The following is a 21,792-nucleotide window of genomic DNA, read 5'->3' on the forward strand; positions in this document are numbered from 1 at the left end:
AGTGAAATTATAATGAGCTATGCCATGGCATCACGCGAATTTACCCGTGTTGCCCAGTCTCCCTTGGTTCGCCAACTGGTTGAGGAGGACCGTTTCTACCCAGAGCTGATGTCAGGATTTGCTACTTCTCGCGGCATTTATGAGGAGTTTGCCAAGCTCTACCCAAGTTACATTTTCAGACAGGCGACCCTGGATCCTCTGCATCCCAGCAATAAGGCCGATGCCCAAGAAGTGCAGATCATTCAAAAATTCATCGACAATCCTGGACTTAAGGCCGATGAAGGTCGCTTTGTCAGAGACGGCCAGGATGTTTTCTACATTGCCACCCCCTTTGCTGTTAAACATAAAAATTGCTTGGGCTGCCATGGCGACCCCGCCGATGCCCCCAAGGATCAGATTGATATCTATGGCGACACCAATGGTTACCGGTGGAACATGGATGAAGTTGTTGCCGCCTTTATCGTCTACGTACCCGTTGCCGACGCCATCGCCGCCGCCAAGGCGATGTCTCTGACCCTGGTACTGATCGGCGCCGGCGGGATCGCGATCATGTTGTTCATCATCGGCTGGTTCCTCAATCGCGACGTGGTCGCTCCCATTGTGCGGCTGGCGGAACGGACCGAAAGCTTCAGTTTCGGCAAAAACCTGGATGAACCCATCGACCGCAACGCCGTGGGCGAGGTGGGCACCCTGGCCCAGGCCATTGAACGGTTACGCGTCAGCTTGAAGAAACTTCTGCAACGCAGCCGCTAGGAGGAAACCATGACCAAAAATTTGCTGCGGCTCTCCGGCGTCTGGGCCCTGCTCCTGGCTCTGAGCCCGGGCCCGGCAGCCGGGGCCGACTGTGAGGCGATACGAAAGAACATTCAGCAGGAACGCAACCTGATCAAAAAACAGCAACTGCTGGACGAGGCGGTGACCCTGTGTCCCCAAGACGCCCGTATCCATTACGACAAGGCTTACGCTGACGAGCGCTTGCGCCGCTATGACCAGGCCCTCTCCTACTACCTGCGGGCCACGGAGCTGGACCCCAAGTTCGCCCGGGCCTTCTTTGGCCTGGGGGATGTCTATGTGGTGGCGGGGAGTCTGGAGCCGGCCATCCGGGCCTACGAGGCGGGCCTGGCCCTTGAACCGGGGAATTCGCGGGCCCGCTCCTCACTGGAGTTGGCCCGCATCAAACACCGCTCGGAAACCGGGGAGCGGATCACTTCGGCGGAGTTCGTCCGGGTAATGCAGGAAAGCCGAACCCAAAGCGCCACCGTGGGGGCCCTGGACGGTCCCATCCTGCGGATGCAGATCCTTTTCCAGGTCAACTCGGCAGAATTGACCGAGAGCGCCCGGGAACAACTGGCGACGGTGGGCCAGGCCCTGGCCGACCCCGCCCTCCGCGATCAGATGTTCGAGATCGCCGGCCACACCGACAGCAGCGGCAGCCCCGAGATCAACCTACCGCTCTCAAAAGATCGGGCCGAACAGGTCAAAAAACATCTGGTCGAACGGTATGGCATCGCGCCCGAACGGCTCTCCATCGCCTACTTCGGCGATACCCGTCCGGCGGTCCCCAATGACACGGCCCAGAATCGGGCGGTCAACCGGCGGGTCGAGTTCAGAAAGCGGACCGATTAAGGGGCGCCGGTGGAGCCCGGGCGGGGACGATCCCTTTTTTCGCCGCTGGTGGGCAAGGTCAAGATGAAGGCGCTCCCCTTGCCCTTGACACTCTCCAGCCGGATGCCGCAGTTCATCTGGGCCAGCATTTTCTTGACGATCACCAAGCCAAGCCCCGTACCATGGGGCTTGGTGGTGAAAAACGGCTTGAAGGCGTCCCGAACCAGCTCCTCGGACATGCCGCAGCCGTTATCGGCAATCACCAGCTGAATCGCCTCCCGATGCTTGCGGCTCAACACCACCAGTCGGGGACTGGGCACCACGGCCATGGCATCGAAGGCATTGACAAAAAGGTTCATGACCACGTGCTGGAGGGCCCTGGCGTCCACCATGGCCCGCCGCGCGTCGGGAGCCAGCTCCAGCCGCACCTCGATATTCTTGCTCCGCAGATCCCCCCCCAGCAGATGCATCAGGCTGTCAAAAAAAGTGACCAGATTCACCTCGCTGGTCTCCGGCACCTCAAACATGCTGAAATTCTTGAATGATTTCAGCAGGGCCTCCATCTTGGTAATCTCACCGGCGATTCGCTGGAGATAGACGTCGATCTCCTCGGGCGAATACTTGTCAATATTGCTCTGCAGTACCATCAGCGCCATCTTGATGGAGTTGAGGGGATTGCCGATCTCGTGGCGAATACCGGAAAAGAGGGAGCTGATATTGTTCACCATTTCGGTGGCCTCGTCGACGGCGGCCAACCGATGGCGATCGGTGATATCCTGGACAAAAACCGTGATGTAGCGCTCATCCCGGGACGGACGACTGACCGTATAGCCCAGCACCCGATGTTCATAACGGATGATGGTCTGGCGCCCCTTGGTCCGTCCCGGTTTCAGCAGATTATCCAACTCAACGCTGAGCAGCCTGGTCAGCCCTTGATAATCCTGGGCGGCCCGCAGGGGGGAGAGCAGCTCGACGGCGTGCTTGTTCTTGAAAAAGAGATCCTGCTTTACGGTGTCGAGGACAATCAAGCCGATGTCGATATCGCCCAGGATATCGGTAAAGATACAGGGAGCTTCACAAACCGATCCCATTCCGGCCGGGACCTCAGCGTCCTTCCTTGAGATCCCGCCCCTGGAGCAAGCGATGAATCGATTCCGCCGCCTCCTTGGCCTGGAAGACGGCCTTGGCCACGGTCTGGGGCCCCAAAACCGCGTCACCGGCGGCAAACACCCAGGGCACCGTGGTTTGCAGGGTGGCTTCATCAACCTCAAAGGTGCCCCAGCGGCTTAAGGCCAGCTTTTGCCCACTGGCGGCGGTGACATCCACATCCTGGCTGATCGCCGGTATGATGGCGTCGGCCTCGATCATGAAGTTGCTGCCCACCATGGGCTCGGGCCGGCAGCGCCCGGAAGCGTCGCATTCACCAAGCTGCATCCGAATACATTCAATCTTGGTGAGACGGCCATTCTCCCCATGGATCTTGACCGGGGCGGCCAGCATCTCAATCCGCACCCCCTCCTCTTCCAGATGATGGATCTCGGCCTTGGAAGCCGGCATCTCCTCCCGACTGCGGCGATAAAGGATGAAAACCTGGTCGGAGCCGGTTCTCAAGGCGGTGCGGGCGCAGTCGATGGCCACGTTGCCGCCACCCACCACCACCACATTGCGGCCCAGGTTGACCGCCTCGCCCAGGTTAACCCGGCGGAGATAGTCCACTCCATGGATCACCCCCTCCAGATCCTCGCCTTCAACGCCCAACTTGCGGCTGGCATGGGCCCCCGGCCCGAGGAAAACCGCCTCGAAGCCCTCTTTTTTCAGATCATCCAGGCTCTTGTCCCGGCCGATGGTAACCCCGCTCACCACCTTGACCCCACATTGGTTCAAGGCTTCAAATTCAGCGGCAATGATCGCCCGGGGCAAACGATAGGCGGGAATACCCACCGTCAGCATCCCCCCGGTTTTGGGCAGACTCTCAAAAATGGTGCAGGCATAACCCTCCTTGGCCAGATAATAGGCCACCGACATCCCGGCCGGACCCGAGCCGACAATGGCCACCTTGCGCTGGTTGGGCAGGGCGCAGGAGGGGAGCATGCTCTTACCGTTGGCCACCATCCAGTCGACGATATAGCGCTCCAACATTCCGATGGCCACCGGTTGGCCCTTTTTGCCCAGGAGACAATGGCCTTCACACTGAAATTCATGGGGGCAAACCCGGGAGCAGATCGCCGGCAGGGTGTTGGTCTGGCGGTCGAGCCAATAGGCCTCCTCAATTTTACCCTCCCGAACCAAGCGGATAAAACCGGGGATATCGTTATGGACGGGACAGCCCTCCCGGCATTTGGGTTTCTTGCACTGCAGGCAACGTTCGGCCTCGCGCCGGGCCGACTCGTCATCATAGCCGAAAACAACTTCGTTGAAATTGCTGATCCGCTCGGCCACCGGCAATTCCCGGGGCTGCTGGCGAGGTATGGCCATCCGCTCCTTGGTATCCATTTGCTCACTCCCTTATTTGGTTGGCATGTTGCTGATAAAAAAATATCACCACAATGTTCAGTTCCAGATCAGACAGGACTGGACAATATAACCCTTTCGACACAAATTTCATGCAAAAATGACAACAAAATAACTTGACAAAAAAGCAGTCAACCACCTATTTTGCTCAGTTCAAACTTCAGCTGGAGATTTCTATAATGATTAAAGCGGAACTGATCAACCCCTTCCTCAACGCCGCCAAGAACGTGATCGAGACCATGGCCCAGACCAAGGTCAAGGCCGGCAAACCCCATCTTAAGGATGACAAGCTGGCCTTCGGCGAGGTTACCGGGGTGATCGGCATGAGCTCGGAAACCATCAGCGGCACGATGATCGTCAGTTTCTCCGGCCCGGCCATTCTCAAAATCGTGGCCAACATGTTGATGGAGCCTCTTCGGCCTAAAATCGACGACGAGGTGGTGGACGCGGTGGGAGAGATCACCAACATGATCTGTGGCGGCGCCAAGGCCGAGCTGGCCAAGATCAACCACAAATTTGATCTGGCCACCCCCACCATGGTGGTGGGCAAGGGGGTTGAAATATCCTACTACTCAAGCACTCCCACCATCGTAATCCCCTTTGCCACCGAAGATGGGGGCTTCGTGGTCGAAGCCAACCTGACCACCCGCTAAGCAGGCAAAAAAAAGCCGCCACCGGTTAATCGGGGACGGCTTTTGCACGTACGCTGAAATTACCCCCTCCAAAGGAGGAGGTTGACCATTACATCTTGCCGGCGGCCTTCAAGCGGGCCAAGGCGCGCTGCAGGGCGGCTTCGGCCCGAACCCGATCAATTTTTTCCTTCTGGGCCATCGCTTCGGCCAGCCGTTTCTCGGCCCGCTCCCTGGCCCGCAAAGCACGATCCACATCGATATCGCTGCCCCGCTCGGCGCTTTCCACCAAAAAAGTAACCTTATTGTTGGAAACCTCACAGAAACCGCCGCTGACCATCACGATATCGTCCCGGCCATCCTTCTTGTAAACCAGATTGCCGACCTTGATGGTGCTGAGCAAGGGGGCATGGTTGGCCAATACACCGAAAACCCCGGCATAACCTGGAGCGGTGACCATCTCGACCTGCTCGCTGAGCACCGCCCCCTTGGGGGTAACGATCTCCAACTGTATCAATGCTGCCATCGTCTATCCTCGCCCTGTAAAAGTGCTGCTGCTGAAGGGTGTTTAAGCCGCCGTCTTCTCACGGTTGGCCTTCTCAACCGCTTCTTCGATGCTCCCCACCATGTAGAAGGCGCTCTCGGGCAAATCATCATGCTTGCCGTCCAGAATCTCCTTGAAGCCGCGGACGGTGTCCTCGACCTTCACATACTTGCCGGGCATGCCGGTGAAGGTTTCGGCCACGGTAAAGGGCTGGGAAAGGAAACGTTGAATTTTCCGGGCCCGGGCCACGGTGAGCTGATCCTCTTCGGAGAGCTCGTCCATACCGAGAATGGCGATAATGTCCTGAAGATCCTTGTACTTCTGGAGGGTAACCTGCGCTCCCCGGGCCACCAGGTAATGTTCCTCGCCCAGAACGTTGGGGTCGAGAATCCGCGAGGTGGAGTCCAGGGGGTCAACCGCCGGATAGATCCCCAGCTCGGCGATCTGCCGCGAGAGAACAACGGTACCGTCGAGATGGGCAAAGGTGGTGGCCGGGGCCGGGTCGGTAAGGTCGTCGGCCGGCACGTAAACACACTGCACCGCGGTGATGGAGCCCTTGGTGGTGGAGGTGATCCGCTCCTGAAGGGCACCGAGATCGGTGGCCAGGGTGGGCTGATAACCCACCGCCGAAGGAATCCGACCGAGCAGAGCCGAAACCTCGGAGCCAGCCTGGGTGAAACGGAAGATATTATCCACGAAGAAAAGTACGTCCTGGCCCTCTTCGTCCCGGAAATACTCGGCGGCGGAAAGGCCGGTCAGGGCCACCCGGCTCCGGGCTCCCGGAGGCTCGGTCATCTGGCCGTAAACCAGGGCCGCCTTGGGCAGAACGCCCGATTCCTTCATCTCGTGGTAGAGGTCGTTGCCCTCACGGGTGCGCTCGCCAACCCCGCAGAAAACCGAAATACCGCCGTGATGCAAGGCGATGTTGTTAACCATCTCCATCATGATAACGGTCTTGCCGCAACCGGCGCCGCCGAAGAGCCCCATCTTACCGCCCCGGGGGAAGGGAACCAGCAGATCGATAACCTTGATGCCGGTTTCCAGAACGTGGATCTCGGTGTCCTGTTCGGTGAAGGCCGGCGCCAGCTTATGGATCGGCCGCATCTTGTCGGAGGTGATCGCGCCCAGGCCATCCACCGGCCGACCGACCACGTTCATGATCCGGCCCAGGGCCGGGGCGCCGCAGGGAATCTCGATGGGCTTACCGGTATCCTTAACCGCCTGGCCGCGCACCAGACCGTCGGTCTGATCCATGGAAACGCAGCGGACCACGTTGTTACCCAGATGCTGGGCCACTTCGATCACCAGGTTATCGGCCTCGTCGCTGATTCCCTTGTTGCTGACCAGCATCCCGTTCATAATTTCCGGAAGCTTGCCCGGCTCAAACTCAACGTCAACCACCGGCCCGATGACCTGAATAACCTTCCCTGTGTTAACCTCGCTCATGTGCAAGCCTCCTGACAGCTTATTTTTCAATAATTTTACAAGCGTTAAGTAGCGAATCAACTAGCCTTTCAAGGCCTCGGCACCGCCAACGATATCCATCAGCTCGGAGGTGATGCCGGCCTGCCTGGTCTTATTGTAGATCAAGGTCAGGTTGTTGATAATATCCTTGCAAGCCCTGGTGGCGTTATCCATGGCGGTCATCCGGGCAGCATGCTCACTGGCGCTGACCTCCAGCATGGAGTGGTAGACCATGACATTCAGAAACATGGGGAGCAGAACCTCCATGATCTCTTCCTGGCTGGGCTCGTAAATATAGACGGCCTGGCTGGCCGGGGCTGCGGCTCCTCCGACTTCCCCTTCAATCGGTTTGATTGGCAGGATGGTGGTCTGCTCGGGGCGCTGGACGGCGACACTGTGAAAGCGGCCATAAATCAGCCTGACTTCGTCGGCCTCGCCACCGAGAAAGTTGGCGGCGGCATCCTGGGCGATGGCCCGGGCGTTGAACATCTGGAAGGTGCCCATGATATCGACATAATCCTTCCGCATCTTCCCGCTCTTGCGAAAGAAGTTCCGCGCCTTCTTGCCCACGCAGACCAGGGAGACTTTTTTACCCGCCGCCTCCAGCTCCGCCACGGCTTTATTGGCCATCTTGAGAATATTGGCGTTGAAGCTACCGCAGAGACCACGATCGGAGGTAACCACCACCAGTTCCACGTTTTTAACCTCCCGCACCTCCATCAGGGAGAAACGGGCCCCGCCGGTCCCGGCGGAGAGGCTGGCCATGGCGGCGTGGAACTGTTCGGCGTAGGGCCGAAAGGCCTCCATCTTGCTTTGGGCTCCCCGCAGCTTGGCGGCGGCCACCATGTTCATGGCCTTGGTGATCTGCGAGGTCTTTTTGACCCCGCCGATCTTGGTTTTTACATCTTTCAGGCTAGGCATAAACGCCCCTCCTCAACTTTATCCGGCCTATTTCAGGCCCTTGGCGGCCCTGAAGGATTCACCAAAGGCTTCCAGGGTCTTCCGCATCTTGGCCTCGAGATCGGCATCGATCTCCTGCTTGCTCTTGAGGTCGTCAAAGACGCTGGGCTCATTCTTCTCAATGTGATCGTAAAGCTGGGTCTCATAATCGGCCACCAGATCCAGGGGCAACTTGTCGAGATAGCCCTTGGTACCGGCGAAGATGATGGTAACCTGCTTCTCCATGGGCAGCGGCTGATACTGGGGCTGCTTGAGAATCTCCACCAGGCGGGCGCCGCGGGTGAGCTGGGCCTGGGTGGCGGCATCCAGATCGGAACCGAAACCGGCAAAGGCGGCAAGTTCGCGGTACTGGGCCAGATCCAGCCGCAGGGTACCGGCGACCTGCTTCATCGCCTTGACCTGGGCGGCGCCACCAACCCGGGATACCGAGAGACCAACGTTGATGGCCGGGCGAACCCCGGCAAAGAACAGGTTGGGCTCCAGATAAACCTGACCATCGGTGATGGAAATTACGTTGGTGGGAATGTAGGCCGATACGTCGCCGGCCTGGGTCTCAATGATCGGCAGAGCGGTGAGCGAACCGGCCCCCAGCTCGTCGGAAAGCTTGGAGGAGCGCTCCAGCAGCCGGGAGTGGTTGAAGAAGATATCGCCGGGGAAGGCCTCCCGTCCCGGCGGCCGCCGCAGCAGCAGGGAGAGTTCGCGATAGGCCACCGCCTGCTTGGAGAGATCGTCGTAGATGATCAGGGCGTGCTTGCCGTTGTCGCGAAAGTACTCACCCATGGCGGTACCGGCAAAGGCCGAAACATACTGCATCGGGGCCGGATCGGAAGCACAGGCGGCAACCACGGTGGTGTAATCCATGGCCCCGTGCTTGCGCAGGGCTTCCACCACCAGGGCGACAGTGGATTTCTTCTGACCGATGGCCACATAGATGCAGTGCATATCGGTTTCTTTCTGGGCGATGATCGCATCAACGCAGACTGCTGTTTTACCGATCTGGCGGTCGCCGATCACCAACTCGCGCTGGCCGCGACCGACCGGGGTCATGGCATCGATCGCCTTGGCACCGGTGTAGCAAGGCTCATGCACCGATTTACGGGCGATAACGCCGGGGGCCAGGACTTCGATCTTGCGGGTCTCCTTGGCGGTGATCGGGCCCTGGCCGTCGATGGGGTTGCCCACCCCGTCCACCACCCGGCCCAGCATCTCGGGGCCCACCGGCACCTCGGCGATCCTGCCGGTCCGCTTAACGATGTCGCCCTCTTTAATGTGGCGGACATCTCCCAGGACCGCGCAACCCACGTTGTCCTGCTCCAGGTTCAGGGCCACGCCCAGAATACCGCCGGTGAACTCCAGCAGCTCCATGGCCATGCAGTTTTCCACCCCGTACACCCGGGCGATACCGTCACCAACCGACAAAACGGTGCCGGTTTCGCTCAGGTCGACCTTGGCTTCATACTCCTGGATTTGACTCTTGATGATTTGGCTGATCTCTTCGGCTTTAATCTGCATCGTCTATTCTCTCCCCTTGATGGATTCCTTTAACCCTGCAAGTTGCGACCGGATACTGCCGTCGAGCACCAGATCACCAACCTTGGCAACCATCCCGCCGATAATGGCCGGGTCGATCCGGCTGGTCAACTCGACCTGCTTACCGGTTATCTTTTCCATTGTGGCCTTTACTTTTTCACTCAACTCCGGGCCGATCTCCGCCGCGGTCACCAGGGTGCCCCGCAACAGGTTGCGATCGCTGTCCACCATCTCCTGGTAGCATTCGGCGATCTCCGGCAGAATGGCGGCCCGTTTTTTCTCCACCAGCAGCTTGCAGAAGTTGACCATCACCGGGGCGGCCTTAATGGCCTCCACCAGCTTCTCCATCACCTTGAGGCGAACATCCTCGGGATAGAGGGGATTGGTGAGGGCGTCGGCCACCTCCCTGGCCTCGAAAAGCCCGGCCAGCTGGTTGAGCGTTTCACCGTAGGCGGCGAAGGCGCCGTCATCCTTGCCCACGGCAAAGAGCGCCTTGGCGTAGCGTTTGGCCAAAACCGTGTTTTTCACTGCACACCTCCCACCTTGTCAAGATAGCCGGCGATCATCTTTGCCTCGTCGGCCGGTTGCAGATGCTTGCGCACCAACTCTTCGGCGACCCGGGCGGCCTCCTCGGCGATCTCGCTCTTAAGGCGGGCCTTGCCCGTGGCCAATTCATGCTGCACCGCCATCTCGGCCTGGCGCTTCATGTTGACGGCGGCCCGTTCAGCCTCACCGAGAATCCGCTCCCGTTCCACTTCGCCCTGGCGAATCGCCTCGGCCACGATCTCCTGGGCCGAAGCCTCCAGGGAACTCATCTTGGCCTCGCTCTCCTTATAGGCCCGCTCAACCTCGACCCGCTTGGCCTCCAGTTCTTCCAGTTCGGCCCGGATCGTCTCCCGACGGTTACTGAAGAAATTTACCGCCGGCTTTTTCAGGAAGTAGAGCAGAATGAAGACCAGGACCGCAAAGTTGAGAACCCGGTAGAACAGATCCCACAACTTCGCCGTACTGATTTCGGCCGCCTGGCCGGTGGCGGCGGTGGCCAGCACCAGGAGCAGAGCCGCCAGAGCGGCGGCATGTTTCGCTTGCAGATATCGCATCAAATGGCCCTCCCCAACACTTTGGCCGCCATAACCTGGGCAAAGCCGTCAATCTGGCTCCGCAGTTCAGTTTGGGCGGCGGCAAACTGGCTTTCAACCTCTTTCAACTGAGCACTTTTGGCCCCCTCCACCTCCTGGCGCAGGGCGGCAAGCTTACTGTTGCTCTCGGCCTGGGTGGCGGAGCGGGTGGCGTCAAACTCACTTTTGGCCTTGGCGCGGGCCTCCTGCAGTTTGCGCTCAAACTCCTCTTGGCGCAAAAGGCGGTTTTTTTCAAACTTTGCGATATCACCGCTCAGGGATGAGACCTTCTCCCGCCGCTGCTCCAGAATATTGCGGATGGGGCGGTAGAGGACAATGTTGAGGATCACAGTCAGCAACAGGATGTTGATGATATGAAGCGGCATGGTGAAATCTATGGTGATCATCCGGCAGGTCCCTCCGCTACGCTCTTAATTATTTGGCTGGAAAATGAATGGCCATTCACAAACAAATAGGCGTTCTAATCCATTCACCAAACCATGTCAATATTTTCATTTTACATTTCCTGGATAATTTTCGGGACCGCCGCCAGGGCCTCGTCAATCTTCTCCGGGCGGCTGCCGCCGGCCTGGGCCATATCCGGCCTGCCGCCCCCGCTGCCCTCCACCAAAACTGCCACAGCCTTGACGATCTCACCGGCCTTGAAACGCCCGGTCAACTCCTTGCCCACCATGGCCAGCAGGGCCGCCTTGCCATCCACCTCGGCCGCCAGCACCGCGATCCCGGAACCCATTTTGTCCCGGAGCTGATCCCCGATCTCCCGCAAGGTCTTGGCCGAATCAGCCGGAACCCGGCAGGCCAGCACCGGCACCCCGGCGACCTCCACCGCCCGCTTAAGCAGGCTATTGAGATCGAAGGCGGCGCTTTGGGTGGCCAACTGGGCCAGTTTACGCTCCAGCTCTTTCTGGCGGGCCAGGAGCTTGTCGATCCGGCTCGGCAGTTCGGCGGGGCTGGTTTTCAACCGGGCCGCCAACTGGGCCAGTCCATCTTCCACCTCCTGGCAGCGCAGCAGGGCCGCCCCCCCGCAAAGGCCCTCGATCCGGCGGGTGGAAGCGGCAATCCCGCTTTCGGAGGCGATCCTGAAGAGGCCGATCTCGCCGGTGGCGCCAACGTGGGTGCCGCCACACAGCTCCTTGCTGAAATCGCCCACCGTCACCACCCGCACCGTCTCCCCATATTTTTCCCCAAAAAGGGCGGCGGCGCCGCTTCGCAGGGCCTCATCCCGTTTAACCTGGGCGACATGGAGGCGGGTGTTGGCCCGGATCTCCTCGTTGACCAGCCGTTCCACCTGATGAATTTCCTCAGGCGTGAGGGGGGAGAAGTGGGTGAAGTCGAAACGGAGCCGCTCGGGGTCAACCAGGGAGCCGGCCTGTTTGACATGTTCGCCCAGCACCCGCCGCAGGGCGGCATGGAGCAGATGGGTGGCGGTGTGGTTGGCGGCGATCCGGCTGCGCCGCCCCTCGCTCACCGCCAGGGCCACCTCCTCGCCGGCCGCGAGCCGCCCCTCGACCACCTGGGCCTGGTGCAGCACCAGCTGCTCACCCAGCTTGATGGTATTCTCCACCCGGGCCTTTCCCTGGGCGCCGGCGATCTCCCCCTGGTCACCGCTCTGGCCGCCCGCCTCGGCGTAAAAAGGGGTTTCGGGGCAGATCAGGACAACCCGGTCGCCGGCGGCCGCCGCCGGGATCAGATTGCCCTCACCATCAAGCAGCGCGGTGAGGGGAGCGCGATGGCGGCGGGTCTCATAGCCGACAAAAACCGTTTGCACCCCCCGCTCCAGCAGCTCCTTATAACCGGGGCCCAACTCACCCAAACCGCCACCCTTCCAGGATTTGCGCGACTGTTGGCGCTGGCGGGCCATGGCGGTATTGAAGCCCTCCTCATCCACCGCCAGCCCCTCCTCCTGGGCCACGTCTTTGGCGATATCCACCGGAAAGCCGTAGGTGTCATAGAGTTTAAAAATAAAATCTCCCTGCAGGGCAAGGGCGCCGGCGGCCCGCAGCCGCTTCACCTCCTGCTCCAGCATGGTCAGGCCGTGATCCAGGGTTTCCAGGAAGCGCTCCTCTTCGTGGCACACCACCTTGAGCAGCAGTTCGCGACTGGACTCCAGGTGGGGGTAGGCCGGCCGCATCAGGTCGGTCACCGCGGCGCAAACCGTGCCGAGAAAGGGCTCGGCCAGACCCAGGGTCCGGCCGAAGCGAATGGCCCGGCGCATGATCCGGCGCAGCACATAACCTCGCCCCTCGTTGGAGGGCAACACCCCGTCGGCCACCAGAAAAGTGGTGGTTCGAGCGTGATCGGCGATCACCCGCAGGGCGGTATCGCCCCGCGGTTCAGCGCCGTAGGTGACCCCGGCCAGGGCGGCGGTGTGGCCGATAATCGGCTGGAAGAGGTCGGAGTCGTAGTTGTTGTGCTTGCCCTGGACCACGGCGGCGATCCGCTCCAGGCCCATGCCGGTGTCGATACTGGGTTTGGGCAGCGGCGTCAGTTTGCCGTCGGCGCCGCGCTCATACTGCATGAAAACCAGGTTCCAGATCTCAAGGAAGCGGTCGCAGTCACACTCCACCCCGCACTCGGGATTGTCGCAGGGGATCGCCGCCCCCTGGTCGATATGGATCTCCGAGCAGGGGCCGCAGGGACCGGTATCGCCCATGGCCCAGAAGTTATCCTTCTCCCCCAGCCGCACGATCCGACCCGGCGGCAGATCTTCGATCCCCTCCCAGATTTTAAAGGCTTCATCATCCTCCCGGAAGACTGAAACCCAGAGATTGGCCGGCGAAAGCCCCAGCTCCTTGGTCAAAAAGTCCCAGGCCAGCCTGATCGCCTCCTCCTTGAAGTAATCACCGAAGGAGAAGTTGCCCAGCATTTCGAAAAAGGTGTGGTGGCGGGCGGTGTAGCCGACGTTATCCAGGTCGTTATGCTTGCCGCCGGCCCGGACACAGCGCTGGCAGGTCACCGCCCGCTGGTAGTCACGCTGCTCCTCGCCGGTGAACACCTTTTTAAACTGGACCATCCCGGCGTTGGTAAAGAGCAGGGTGGGGTCATCATGGGGCACCAGGGCCGAGCTTTCCACCACCGTATGGTGGCGGGCCGCAAAATAGTCGAGAAATTTTTGCCGGATGGCGTTGCCGTTGATCATCTAGATAATATTCCTGAAATGTTCCTGGTATTGCTGCCGCCTCTTACTCCTTACCCGCCGTCCTGGCCGCAGCCTTGCCGGCGGGCTTGTCATCGGCCTTGTCAGCGGGGGCGGCCTCCTCCTTTTCCTTGATCTCGCCGGGCATTCCCAACCCGAAGCCCAGGCGCACCTTGCGCTCGATATCGGCGGCCAGCTCGGGATGTTCCTTCAGGAAAAGCTTGGAGTTTTCCCGGCCCTGGCCAATCCGTTCGCCGTTGTAGGAGTACCAGGCCCCGCTCTTATCAACGATATTCTGGGTCACCGCCAGGTCGAGCATATCCCCTTCCCGGGATGAACCCTCGCCGAAGATGATGTCGAACTCGGCAAACTTGAAGGGGGGCGCCACCTTGTTTTTAACCATCTTGGCCTTGACCCGGTTGCCGATCACCGCCTCGCCGTCCTTGATCGCCGCCAGCCGCCGGATATCGATCCGCATGGAGCTGTAGAACTTGAGGGCGTTGCCGCCGGTGGTGGTTTCGGGATTACCGAACATCACCCCGATCTTCATCCGGATCTGGTTGATAAAGATGATGGCGGTATTGGTCCGCTGGAGGATGGCGGCCAGTTTACGCATGGCCTGGGACATCAGCCGGGCCTGCAGGCCCATGTGGGAATCGCCGATATTGCCGTCGATCTCCGCCTTGGGGGTCAGGGCCGCCACCGAGTCCACCACAATTACGTCAACGGCGGCGCTGCGGATCAGGATCTCGGCGATCTCCAGGGCCTGCTCGCCATAGTCGGGCTGGCTGACCAGCAGATCGTCGACATTGACCCCCAGCCGTTCGGCGTAGGTGATGTCCAGGGCGTGTTCGGCATCGATAAAGGCGGCGGAGCCGCCCTGTCGCTGAGCCGCGGCAATGATCTGCAGGGCCAGGGTGGTCTTGCCCGAGGACTCCGGCCCGTAAATTTCGGTGATCCGGCCGCAGGGAATGCCGCCGATCCCCGAGGCGATATCCAAGCTCAAAATGCCGGTGGAGATGGCCGGCACCGCCACCCGGTCGCTGGCCCCCAGGCGCATGATCGAGCCCTTGCCGAACTGTTTCTGAATTTGAAAGATCGCGCTATCCAGGGTCTTGGCCTTGTTTTCCGCAGCAGTCACAGCCATCTCATTCTCCTTGCTTGTAGTTGTTCATTCTTTTGGGGACCGGGACGCGGCCAGCAGGGTGCGGCGCAACATATCAAGGGCGCGGTGGCTGGTCAACTCCTGGATTTGGCGGCGGTTGCCCCGGAAGTGGCAAAGTTCGGCCCGCACCCCGGCCGCCGCGGCCACTCCGATAAAAACGGTGCCCACCGGCTTCTCGGCGCTGCCGCCGGTGGGGCCGGCAATCCCGGTGGCGGAAACGGCCAGGGCCGCCCCGGTCAGCCGACGAACCCCCGCGGCCATCTCTTCGGCCACCGCGGCGCTCACCGCCCCATGGGCGGCCAGGGTGGCCGGGCTAACTCCTAAAATCCGCTCCTTAAGCTCGTTGCTGTAAGCCACCACCCCACCCCCAAAATAGGCCGAAGCCCCGGGGGCGGCGGTGATGGCGGCGGCGATCCGGCCTCCGGAGCAGGACTCGGCCACCGCCAGGGAGGTGCCCTGCTCCCGGCAAAGCCGACCCAGAACCTCCTCCAGGCTGTCACTCTCCAGGCCGTAAATGTGGTCCCCCAGCCGCCGCTCGATCTCAGCGGCAACCTCCGCCAACAGGCTCTCCGCCGCCGCCTCCTCGGCGGCCCGAATCGCCAGGGAGACCTGAACCTCCGGAAAAACCGGATAATAGCCGATCTTAACCCGGGAGTCACGGCCTTCCAGCTCGCTCAGGCACTGATTGATTTCACTCTCCATCAGGCCGCTGACCCGAAATACCCGCTGGCGGACGTGATGGGCCGGCTGTTCCTCCCAAACCGCCAGTCGGGGCAGCACCGCTTCCACCAGCAGCTCCCGCATCTCGTGGGGCACCCCGGGCAGGAAAAAAACCGGTTTGCCCTGGTGGACCAGAAAGTAACCGGCACTTTTGGCCTCGCTGTGCAGAGAATGGGCCCCATCGGGGAGCCAGGCCAGTTTTTCCAGGGATTTACGGGCCCGGGGGGAAAGATGTTGGCTGTTGGCCTGAATCTTGCGGAGAATTTCGGGGTAGAGGGTGGCGGGCCGGGCCAGGGCCTGGGAGACCGCCTCGTTGGTCAGATCGTCACTGGTGGTGCCCAGCCCCCCGGTTACGATGACGAAATCGGCCCGCTCCAGGGCCTGGAGCAGGGTGGCGCTGATCAGGGCCTGATCGTCGGCCACCGTGCTCAGCACCGGCACCTCGTAGCCGGCGGCAAAAAGCCGGGCGGCGGCAAAGTAGCTGGTGGTGTTGGCGATCCGTCCGGAGGTCAACTCATCTCCGACGGCGATGATCTCACCCCGCATCGCTGTTCACCATCCGGCCCACAACCCCGTCTTCTCCAAGCTTTTCCAGGGACACCTCCACCACCCGGTTGATCAGGCGAGGCGGGGCGGCAAAGGAGACCGGGATATAGTTGTCGGTGAAACCCCGCAGATAACCGGCGGCCTGGCCCCGCCCCCCCCGCTCCGCCAGCACCGGGCGGATCTGCCCCAAATGGCGGCGGTAAAACTGCTGCCGCTTTTGCCGGTCCAACTCCCGCAAGCGGGCGGTTCGCTCATCCTTGAGCCGGCCCGGAACCTGATCCGGCAGGGCCGCCGCCCGGGTGCCCGGCCGCCGGGAGTAGGGAAAAACATGGAGATAACTGATGGGCAGCCCGGCCAGCAGCTCATAGGTGTTGGCGAAGGCGGCCTCATCCTCGCCGGGGAAACCCACCAGCACATCCACACCGATGGCGGCGTCGGGCAGCCGGGCGGCGCAACTGTTAATGGTTGCGGCAAACTGCTCCCGGCGGTAGGGGCGGTTCATCGCCGCCAAAACCTTATCATCACCGCTCTGCAAAGGGATGTGCAGATGGGGCATCAGGGCGGGATGGCCAGCCAGCCGGCCCAGCAGCTCCGGCCCCACCTCGGTGGGCTCCAGTGAGCTGAGGCGATAACGGAGGGGAAAATCCTGCCCCAGCAGGCGATCAAGCATGGTGACCAGGGAGGATGGCGGCGAAAAATCGAGCCCGTAATGGCCCAGGTGAATCCCGGTGAGGACCACCTCCCGGTAACCCTCGGCCAGAAAAATTTCCGCCTGCCGCAGCACCTGGTCCAGCGCCACACTGCGGCTGGGCCCCCGGGCCTGGGGGACAATGCAGTAGGAGCACCACTGATTACAGCCATCCTGGACCTTGAGTACCGCCCGGGTCCGCTCCCCGGGAGCCGTAACCAGCAAGGGGGCGGCCTCCCGGCAGGACCCCATGTCGCCGTGATACATCTCCAGATCGCAGGTGCGCGGGGCCGCCGCCACCGTAACCACCAGCCCCTTATGGGCGTTCCCCACCACACAGAGGGGGTTGTCGGTCAATTCCAGCACTTCCTGGGGAGCCACCTGGGCATAACAGCCGGTGACCACCAACCGGGATTTTTTATTGCGGGCCGCCGCCCGCCGGATAAGCTGCCGGGATTGGGCCCCCGCCCTGGCGGTCACCGCGCAGGTGTTGATCACATAGACCTCGGCCCTGGCGGAAAAAGGCACAATTTCAATCTCTTCCCGCCCGGCCAGCTCCGAGAGATAGGCCGCCGACTCGTACTGGTTGACCTTGCAACCCAAGGTGGTGACCGCCACCCGTTTTTTGCCCTTGGTTTCATCCGCACCCATGGGCAAGGAGATAACCGTTTAGGGCCACCTTTGCAACGCAAAAGCACGCAGTCGCCGGCTAGACGTCCGGAACCCCGGTTAATCCTTGGTGGTGTGGCAAGCGAAACAACCGGTGCCCGAAGCGGCCCCTCCCTGATGAGCCATCATCGCGCCGTAGTCGAAGCGGAGCATGCCGGAGTAGTCGCTGGCGTGGGCCAGGTGGCAGGAGAGGCAGGTGATGGTGTCACTGCCGGGATTCACTGCGCTCGATGGGGTGGCCGGCAGGACCTGACGACCGACCGGCGCGGTGACATTGTAGGTGGTGTAATGCTGGTACTCACCTGAGTTGGGCAACACGATATCGGTGGGATGACGCAAAAAGGGCGAGGAGGTGGTGGGGCCGACCCCGGTAAAAATGCCCGAACTCAAACTGTGGAAGTCGGGATGGCAAGTGGCGCAGAAGCCGCTGATGGAGCGGTTGGGAGGCTCGATATAGTCATTCCAGACATGACAGCGGCCGCAACCGTTGAACGACCATTCAAAGCCGAGATAGGCCCCGGGGCTTACAGTGCCGTAATATTCGTTGTGACTGCCGCTGCCGGCGTTTTGCCAGCGGTTGTCAGGGTCGGGATTTTCCAGCCCCTTGACCCCGTCGAGAAAGCGGTAACTGTCGGACACCCCCGAAGCCACATTGAGCAGGCCGTCAACGTTGCCGTGATGGGCCCCCTTCAGGGCGATCAGGCCGGTGCCCGAGCCCACCCCGTCAAAGGCGTCACTGAGGCGCAGACCATGACATCCGCCACTGCCGGCGCAGGTCAGCCGATCGCTGCTCAGGACGGCCCGGTGTTCGTCGGAAGTATGCCCCGGGGGGTAATCATGGCGGCCATCCCGGGGAAGCAGATCCCGGACATTATGCCCCTTGCGGTCATCGGCGCCGCTACCCTTGCCGCCGGAGATGTAGGCAAAGTTACCGGCGGCCAGATCGCCGCTGGGGTCGGTGTGCATCACTTGGGGAAACTGATTGCCGCCGATGGTGACGATCTTCTCGCCGCCGTTCTGGGCGTGGCACCCCACACAACTGCCCCGGGTAAGCATGGGATTGGCGCCCCCGCCGTCCAGGGCCATGCTCCCCCCTTCCTGGCTGTTGTGCATGGTGTGGCAATCGGCACAGATCCCTCTGATCACCGCCCCGGCCCCGGGGGGCGTGATCATCTGACCGGCCAGCAGGAGGCCGATCCAACCCAACAACGGCAAAATTTTTAACGCCACCAGTCCCTTCATCTGCTCCCCCCTCACCCAACAAACAGCCCCGAACTCTCTTTCGGTCGCACCCAAATTGCTCAGACCCATTTCAACACAGTCAATCAACCGTCAAGAAAAAGCAATAGAAAAAATGACAGTTTGTCGCACCAGCGACAACCCGGGAGCGACCCTGGAGGGGGTGGAAAATCGGGAAATTAGCCGGCAATAATTTCACCACCGGCCAGAAGCTGATCCTCCAGGTAGAGGGCGGCGTACTGGCCGGGGGCCGGGGCCCGTTGCGGCTGATCGAAGGTGAGGGTGATGGTGTGGTCGGGGGCGGATTCCACCAGGGCCGGGGCCGGCTGGTGGCGGTGGCGCAGTTGGACGGCGAAACGGCCGGGGAGCGGCGGCGGGGTGACCAGCCAGTTGAGATCGGCCAGGCGAATGGTTTTTTGCAGCAGATCTTCCGGCTTACCCACCACCACCTGGTTGTTCAGCACATCCAGGGCCACCACATAGTAGGGGGTGGCATCGGGGATTCCCAGGCCCCGGCGCTGGCCCACGGTGTAGCGATGCACTCCCCGGTGCCGGCCCAGCTCCCGGCCATCAACGGTGACAATCCGGCCCTCCACGGCCGTCAGGCCGCCGCCGGTCGGGTTTTGCGCGGCCAGAAAATCGGCCACCGACTCCTGGCCCAAAAAGCAGACATCCTGGCTTTCCGCGCCGTGGCGACCGCTCAGGCCCAAAGAGGCGGCCAGTTCGTAAACCTCGCTCTTGCGTTTTTCACCCAGGGGAAACAGCATCCGGCTCAGCTTGGCCGCTTGCAGGCGGCAGAGGAAATAGGATTGATCCTTGCGGGGGTCCAGCCCCCGGCGCAGGGCCAGGCCGCCCCGGCCGTCGGGGATGAGCCGGGCGTAGTGGCCGGTGGCCAGAAGATCCGCCTTGCGCTCCAGCATGGTTTCCAGCAGCAGCCCGAACTTGATCAAACGGTTGCAGAAGACGCAGGGGTTGGGGGTCAGGCCGGCGAAATAGGCCCGGATGAAGGGCTGGAGTACTTTTTCCCGGAAAGCCGCGCCCAGCTCCAGCACCGTCAGCTCGATCCCCAAATGGGCCGCCACCGCCTCCGCCCGTTGCTGGTGCTGGTCCACCTCGGGCTGGGCCAGGCGCATGAACACCCCCTCCACCTGAGCCCCGGCCTGGAGGAGCAGGGCGGCGGTGACCGAGCTGTCCACTCCCCCGCTCATGGCGACGGCGATCCGTTTCTGGTATAAGGATGAGTTGGTCGGTGACATGCCCGGCACTCTACCAAAATATTCAACATCCGGCAAAAAAGATGACCCAACTCTCCCCATCGGCTCCCCTCCCCCTTCCCTCGGTGGTCACCCAACTGATGGCCTTTTCAAAAGGGGGCAGGCTCCTTTTCCGTTCTTCTTACCAGATGGTGGTTATTCCTTTGAGGCCAAGCAGTTTCTGATCAACGGTAACCAGTGTTGCCCGGTGTTCTTTGGCGGTTGCAACAATAATGCGGTCGGCGGGATCATGATGGTTGATTTCCGGCATGGAGACGGATAAGTGGGCAATCCGAGGCGTTATTGGCAGAATATTGATCTGCCGGGCATCCAGTACAAGCTGAAGATAGGTCAAGGAATCCGTACCGGGTTGGAGGCGACCCTTTTGCGTCAGCATGGCGATTTCCCACAGGGAAATATCACTGCAACACAGGGCGGAACGCCCTTCTGCCCTGTTTATGACCGTCAGAGCCTTTTTGCTGAGCCGTTCCGGAGTGAGGCTATCGAAAATAAGAACGCAAGTATCAAGAATTATCACTGGCAGCGTCCCATTGCTCATCGATGGGAGAAATAACGTCGCCAATCCTGCACTTACTCCGTAATTTCTCAAGCTCTTGGCGGGCGCCGATCCTGGCGCTCTCTCCCGGAGGGGCAAGGCGGGCTACTATTCTGCCCCTGGATGTGATTTCCAGCGTCTCCCCCGCCTTTGTCCTGGCAAGATATTTGGGAAGGTGATTGCGAAACTCGGTGATATTCACTTGTTGCATTTTAGCGCCCCCGGCATGTACATTTATTCTGTACAATCAATTTAACATTCCGGACAAAACCGGTCAAAGGAAAAAGGAGCGTACGCCAGGCCGTGGAATTGAAGGTCGCGCACCCGGAGATGCTCAAGGCGATCACCGCGGCCAAAAAGAAGAATGATCGAGCCGATGCGGAAAAATTGGCGGATCTTAGCGGGTCAATCTGCTGCCGGAATGGATGGAGGTCGGCGCCACTTATGACAAACGCCGCCTGCACGGCAAGCGTTATTTCAAGAGCCTCCTGGAGCGGGTGGAGCGAATGACGAGCATCCCCGGAGTCGGCGAGATCCGGGCTCTGACCTTGGTTCTGGGGATTGGAGAAGTGGAGCGGTTCGGCAACATTCGGCAGGCGGTCAGCTATTGCGGCTTATGCAGTGCCCAGCGGGAGTCAGCCGGCAAGGAGCAGCGCGGCCCGCAATCACTGTTCCTTGCGCGGTCGCCCTGCCCTTCTTGGTCGAAGCGTCTGCGCCAGGCTAAGCTCCAGCGAATCGATAAACTTATCGCTCCCGAAAGGACGGCCGGTTCTGGTCGCCTTGCGAATGGCGTTGTCTGTTTTGTCGTTGTCGGTCCGGACAAACTCGGCATAGGCCCCCTGTTCCGACGGGTCAAGCCAGCGGCAGACGCCAAGCACCGGGTCGGCCGTCCCGGCAAGATGTGATTTGGCGCTCGACCAGCGATAATCTTCAGGCTTTTCCACCAGGCCGGCCTTAAGCGGATTACGTTCGATGTAGCGCGCCACCGCCCACAGGTATTGCTCTTTTTCAATGATGCAGGAAAAGAAGCGGTTCTGCCAAACCCGGCCGGACTGCCGCAATTTGCGGTTGAGATACTGGGTGTAAACCTGATTGGTCAAACCGATACCGCGGGCCAAGGCGGTTTCGGTCTCCGGCAACGCCAACAGGTGTACATGGTTGTCCATCAGGCAATAGGCCCACACTTGCAGGCCATGCTTGCTGGCATAGCCGGAAAGCAGATCCAGGTAGGTCTGGCGGTCGCCATCATCGAAGAAAACCACGGCACGATTATTACCGCGCTGGGTGACATGGTGGGGATAACCGGGGGCGATGATTCGGGCAGTTCGTGGCATGGTGCGAGAATACCGCATGCCGGGAAGTGTGGCAAGAAAAATAGGGGGGTGTCCCGAATGGCCGCCGAATGGCCGAATGGCCGAATGGCCGAATGGCCGAATGG

21 protein-coding genes and 1 pseudogene are annotated in these 21,792 nt (G+C 61.0%); 4 read left to right on the forward strand and 18 right to left on the reverse strand.

Annotation, left to right across the window (positions count from 1 at the left end):
* Window positions 1-753: c-type heme family protein (locus tag ACHHRT_RS12335; protein ID WP_395500080.1), on the forward strand; the 753-nt coding region annotated here is incomplete at its 5' end.
* Window positions 754-762: 9 nt separating this feature from the next.
* Window positions 763-1,626 carry an OmpA family protein gene (locus tag ACHHRT_RS12340; RefSeq protein WP_395500081.1) on the forward strand — a complete coding sequence of 288 codons (864 nt, stop codon included), beginning with the start codon at window positions 763-765 and terminating at the stop codon, window positions 1,624-1,626.
* On the opposite strand, the gene ACHHRT_RS12345 is transcribed toward ACHHRT_RS12340, so the two are convergent.
* Both ACHHRT_RS12345 and ACHHRT_RS12350 read right to left on the reverse strand, forming a co-directional pair.
* Window positions 1,623-2,696, reverse strand: a complete 1,074-nt coding sequence (locus tag ACHHRT_RS12345) for a sensor histidine kinase (protein WP_395500082.1) — start codon at window positions 2,694-2,696, stop codon at window positions 1,623-1,625. The two genes, ACHHRT_RS12340 and ACHHRT_RS12345, sit on opposite strands and share 4 nt — an antisense overlap.
* Window positions 2,697-2,709: 13 nt before the next feature.
* Complete coding sequence (locus ACHHRT_RS12350; RefSeq protein ID WP_395500083.1) at window positions 2,710-4,098, reverse strand: NAD(P)-dependent oxidoreductase; 1,389 nt, start codon at window positions 4,096-4,098, stop codon at window positions 2,710-2,712.
* 197 nt (window positions 4,099-4,295) lie between these two features.
* On the opposite strand from ACHHRT_RS12350, the gene ACHHRT_RS12355 reads away from it, so the two are divergent.
* Window positions 4,296-4,769: a chemotaxis protein CheX gene (locus ACHHRT_RS12355; protein ID WP_395500084.1), complete on the forward strand. Its 474-nt coding sequence runs from the start codon at window positions 4,296-4,298 to the stop codon at window positions 4,767-4,769.
* Between the two features lie 88 nt (window positions 4,770-4,857).
* Here the strand turns inward: ACHHRT_RS12355 and ACHHRT_RS12360 are convergent, their stop codons facing one another.
* The 15 genes from ACHHRT_RS12360 to ACHHRT_RS12430 form a co-directional block, all read right to left on the reverse strand.
* On the reverse strand, window positions 4,858-5,271 hold the full coding sequence (locus tag ACHHRT_RS12360) for a F0F1 ATP synthase subunit epsilon (protein ID WP_395500085.1): 414 nt from the start codon (window positions 5,269-5,271) through the stop codon (window positions 4,858-4,860).
* 42 nt (window positions 5,272-5,313) lie between these two features.
* Entirely contained in the window at window positions 5,314-6,735 is a 1,422-nt protein-coding gene (gene atpD / locus ACHHRT_RS12365; protein WP_395500086.1) for a F0F1 ATP synthase subunit beta, read from the reverse strand.
* A gap of 60 nt (window positions 6,736-6,795) precedes the next feature.
* The gene (atpG, locus tag ACHHRT_RS12370; protein ID WP_395500087.1) at window positions 6,796-7,674 is read right to left on the reverse strand and encodes an ATP synthase F1 subunit gamma; all 879 of its coding nucleotides are present in this window, start codon (window positions 7,672-7,674) and stop codon (window positions 6,796-6,798) included.
* A gap of 27 nt (window positions 7,675-7,701) precedes the next feature.
* The gene (atpA, locus tag ACHHRT_RS12375) at window positions 7,702-9,225 is read right to left on the reverse strand and encodes a F0F1 ATP synthase subunit alpha (RefSeq protein ID WP_395500088.1); all 1,524 of its coding nucleotides are present in this window, start codon (window positions 9,223-9,225) and stop codon (window positions 7,702-7,704) included.
* Window positions 9,226-9,228: 3 nt separating this feature from the next.
* Window positions 9,229-9,771, reverse strand: coding sequence for a F0F1 ATP synthase subunit delta (locus ACHHRT_RS12380; RefSeq protein WP_395500089.1), 543 nt, complete (start codon window positions 9,769-9,771; stop codon window positions 9,229-9,231).
* Complete coding sequence (locus ACHHRT_RS12385; protein WP_395500090.1) at window positions 9,768-10,343, reverse strand: F0F1 ATP synthase subunit B family protein; 576 nt, start codon at window positions 10,341-10,343, stop codon at window positions 9,768-9,770. The genes ACHHRT_RS12380 and ACHHRT_RS12385 overlap by 4 nt, the downstream gene beginning before the upstream one ends.
* Window positions 10,343-10,768, reverse strand: coding sequence for a F0F1 ATP synthase subunit B family protein (locus tag ACHHRT_RS12390; RefSeq protein WP_395500091.1), 426 nt, complete (start codon window positions 10,766-10,768; stop codon window positions 10,343-10,345). Before ACHHRT_RS12390 ends, ACHHRT_RS12385 begins: the two co-directional genes overlap by 1 nt.
* Before the next feature lie 110 nt (window positions 10,769-10,878).
* Window positions 10,879-13,518, reverse strand: a complete 2,640-nt coding sequence (gene alaS / locus ACHHRT_RS12395) for an alanine--tRNA ligase (RefSeq protein WP_395500100.1) — start codon at window positions 13,516-13,518, stop codon at window positions 10,879-10,881.
* Window positions 13,519-13,564: 46 nt separating this feature from the next.
* Entirely contained in the window at window positions 13,565-14,665 is a 1,101-nt protein-coding gene (gene recA / locus ACHHRT_RS12400) for a recombinase RecA (protein WP_395500092.1), read from the reverse strand.
* A gap of 24 nt (window positions 14,666-14,689) precedes the next feature.
* Window positions 14,690-15,949: a CinA family nicotinamide mononucleotide deamidase-related protein gene (locus ACHHRT_RS12405; RefSeq protein ID WP_395500093.1), complete on the reverse strand. Its 1,260-nt coding sequence runs from the start codon at window positions 15,947-15,949 to the stop codon at window positions 14,690-14,692.
* A complete protein-coding gene (gene mtaB / locus ACHHRT_RS12410) occupies window positions 15,939-17,288 on the reverse strand; it encodes a tRNA (N(6)-L-threonylcarbamoyladenosine(37)-C(2))-methylthiotransferase MtaB (protein WP_395500094.1) in 1,350 nt (449 codons plus the stop codon). Before mtaB ends, ACHHRT_RS12405 begins: the two co-directional genes overlap by 11 nt.
* Window positions 17,289-17,366: 78 nt before the next feature.
* Window positions 17,367-18,548, reverse strand: a complete 1,182-nt coding sequence (locus ACHHRT_RS12415; protein ID WP_395500095.1) for a cytochrome c3 family protein — start codon at window positions 18,546-18,548, stop codon at window positions 17,367-17,369.
* A gap of 176 nt (window positions 18,549-18,724) precedes the next feature.
* Window positions 18,725-19,801, reverse strand: a complete 1,077-nt coding sequence (gene mnmA / locus ACHHRT_RS12420) for a tRNA 2-thiouridine(34) synthase MnmA (RefSeq protein ID WP_395500096.1) — start codon at window positions 19,799-19,801, stop codon at window positions 18,725-18,727.
* Window positions 19,802-19,940: 139 nt separating this feature from the next.
* The gene (locus ACHHRT_RS12425; protein WP_395500097.1) at window positions 19,941-20,357 is read right to left on the reverse strand and encodes a type II toxin-antitoxin system VapC family toxin; all 417 of its coding nucleotides are present in this window, start codon (window positions 20,355-20,357) and stop codon (window positions 19,941-19,943) included.
* Window positions 20,323-20,565 carry a type II toxin-antitoxin system Phd/YefM family antitoxin gene (locus ACHHRT_RS12430; RefSeq protein ID WP_395500098.1) on the reverse strand — a complete coding sequence of 81 codons (243 nt, stop codon included), beginning with the start codon at window positions 20,563-20,565 and terminating at the stop codon, window positions 20,323-20,325. Before ACHHRT_RS12430 ends, ACHHRT_RS12425 begins: the two co-directional genes overlap by 35 nt.
* Window positions 20,566-20,860: 295 nt before the next feature.
* Here ACHHRT_RS12430 and ACHHRT_RS12435 point away from each other — a divergent pair.
* A pseudogene (locus ACHHRT_RS12435) lies at window positions 20,861-20,953 on the forward strand (transposase); the annotation flags it as partial.
* 66 nt (window positions 20,954-21,019) lie between these two features.
* On the opposite strand, the gene ACHHRT_RS12440 reads toward ACHHRT_RS12435, so the two are convergent.
* A partial coding sequence (locus ACHHRT_RS12440; protein ID WP_395500099.1) for an REP-associated tyrosine transposase occupies window positions 21,020-21,792 on the reverse strand: 773 nt, incomplete at its 5' end.

The sequence above is a fragment of the Desulfurivibrio modestus genome, from assembly GCF_044068625.1.
In the GTDB taxonomy this organism is placed as follows: Bacteria; Desulfobacterota; Desulfobulbia; order Desulfobulbales; family Desulfurivibrionaceae; genus Desulfurivibrio.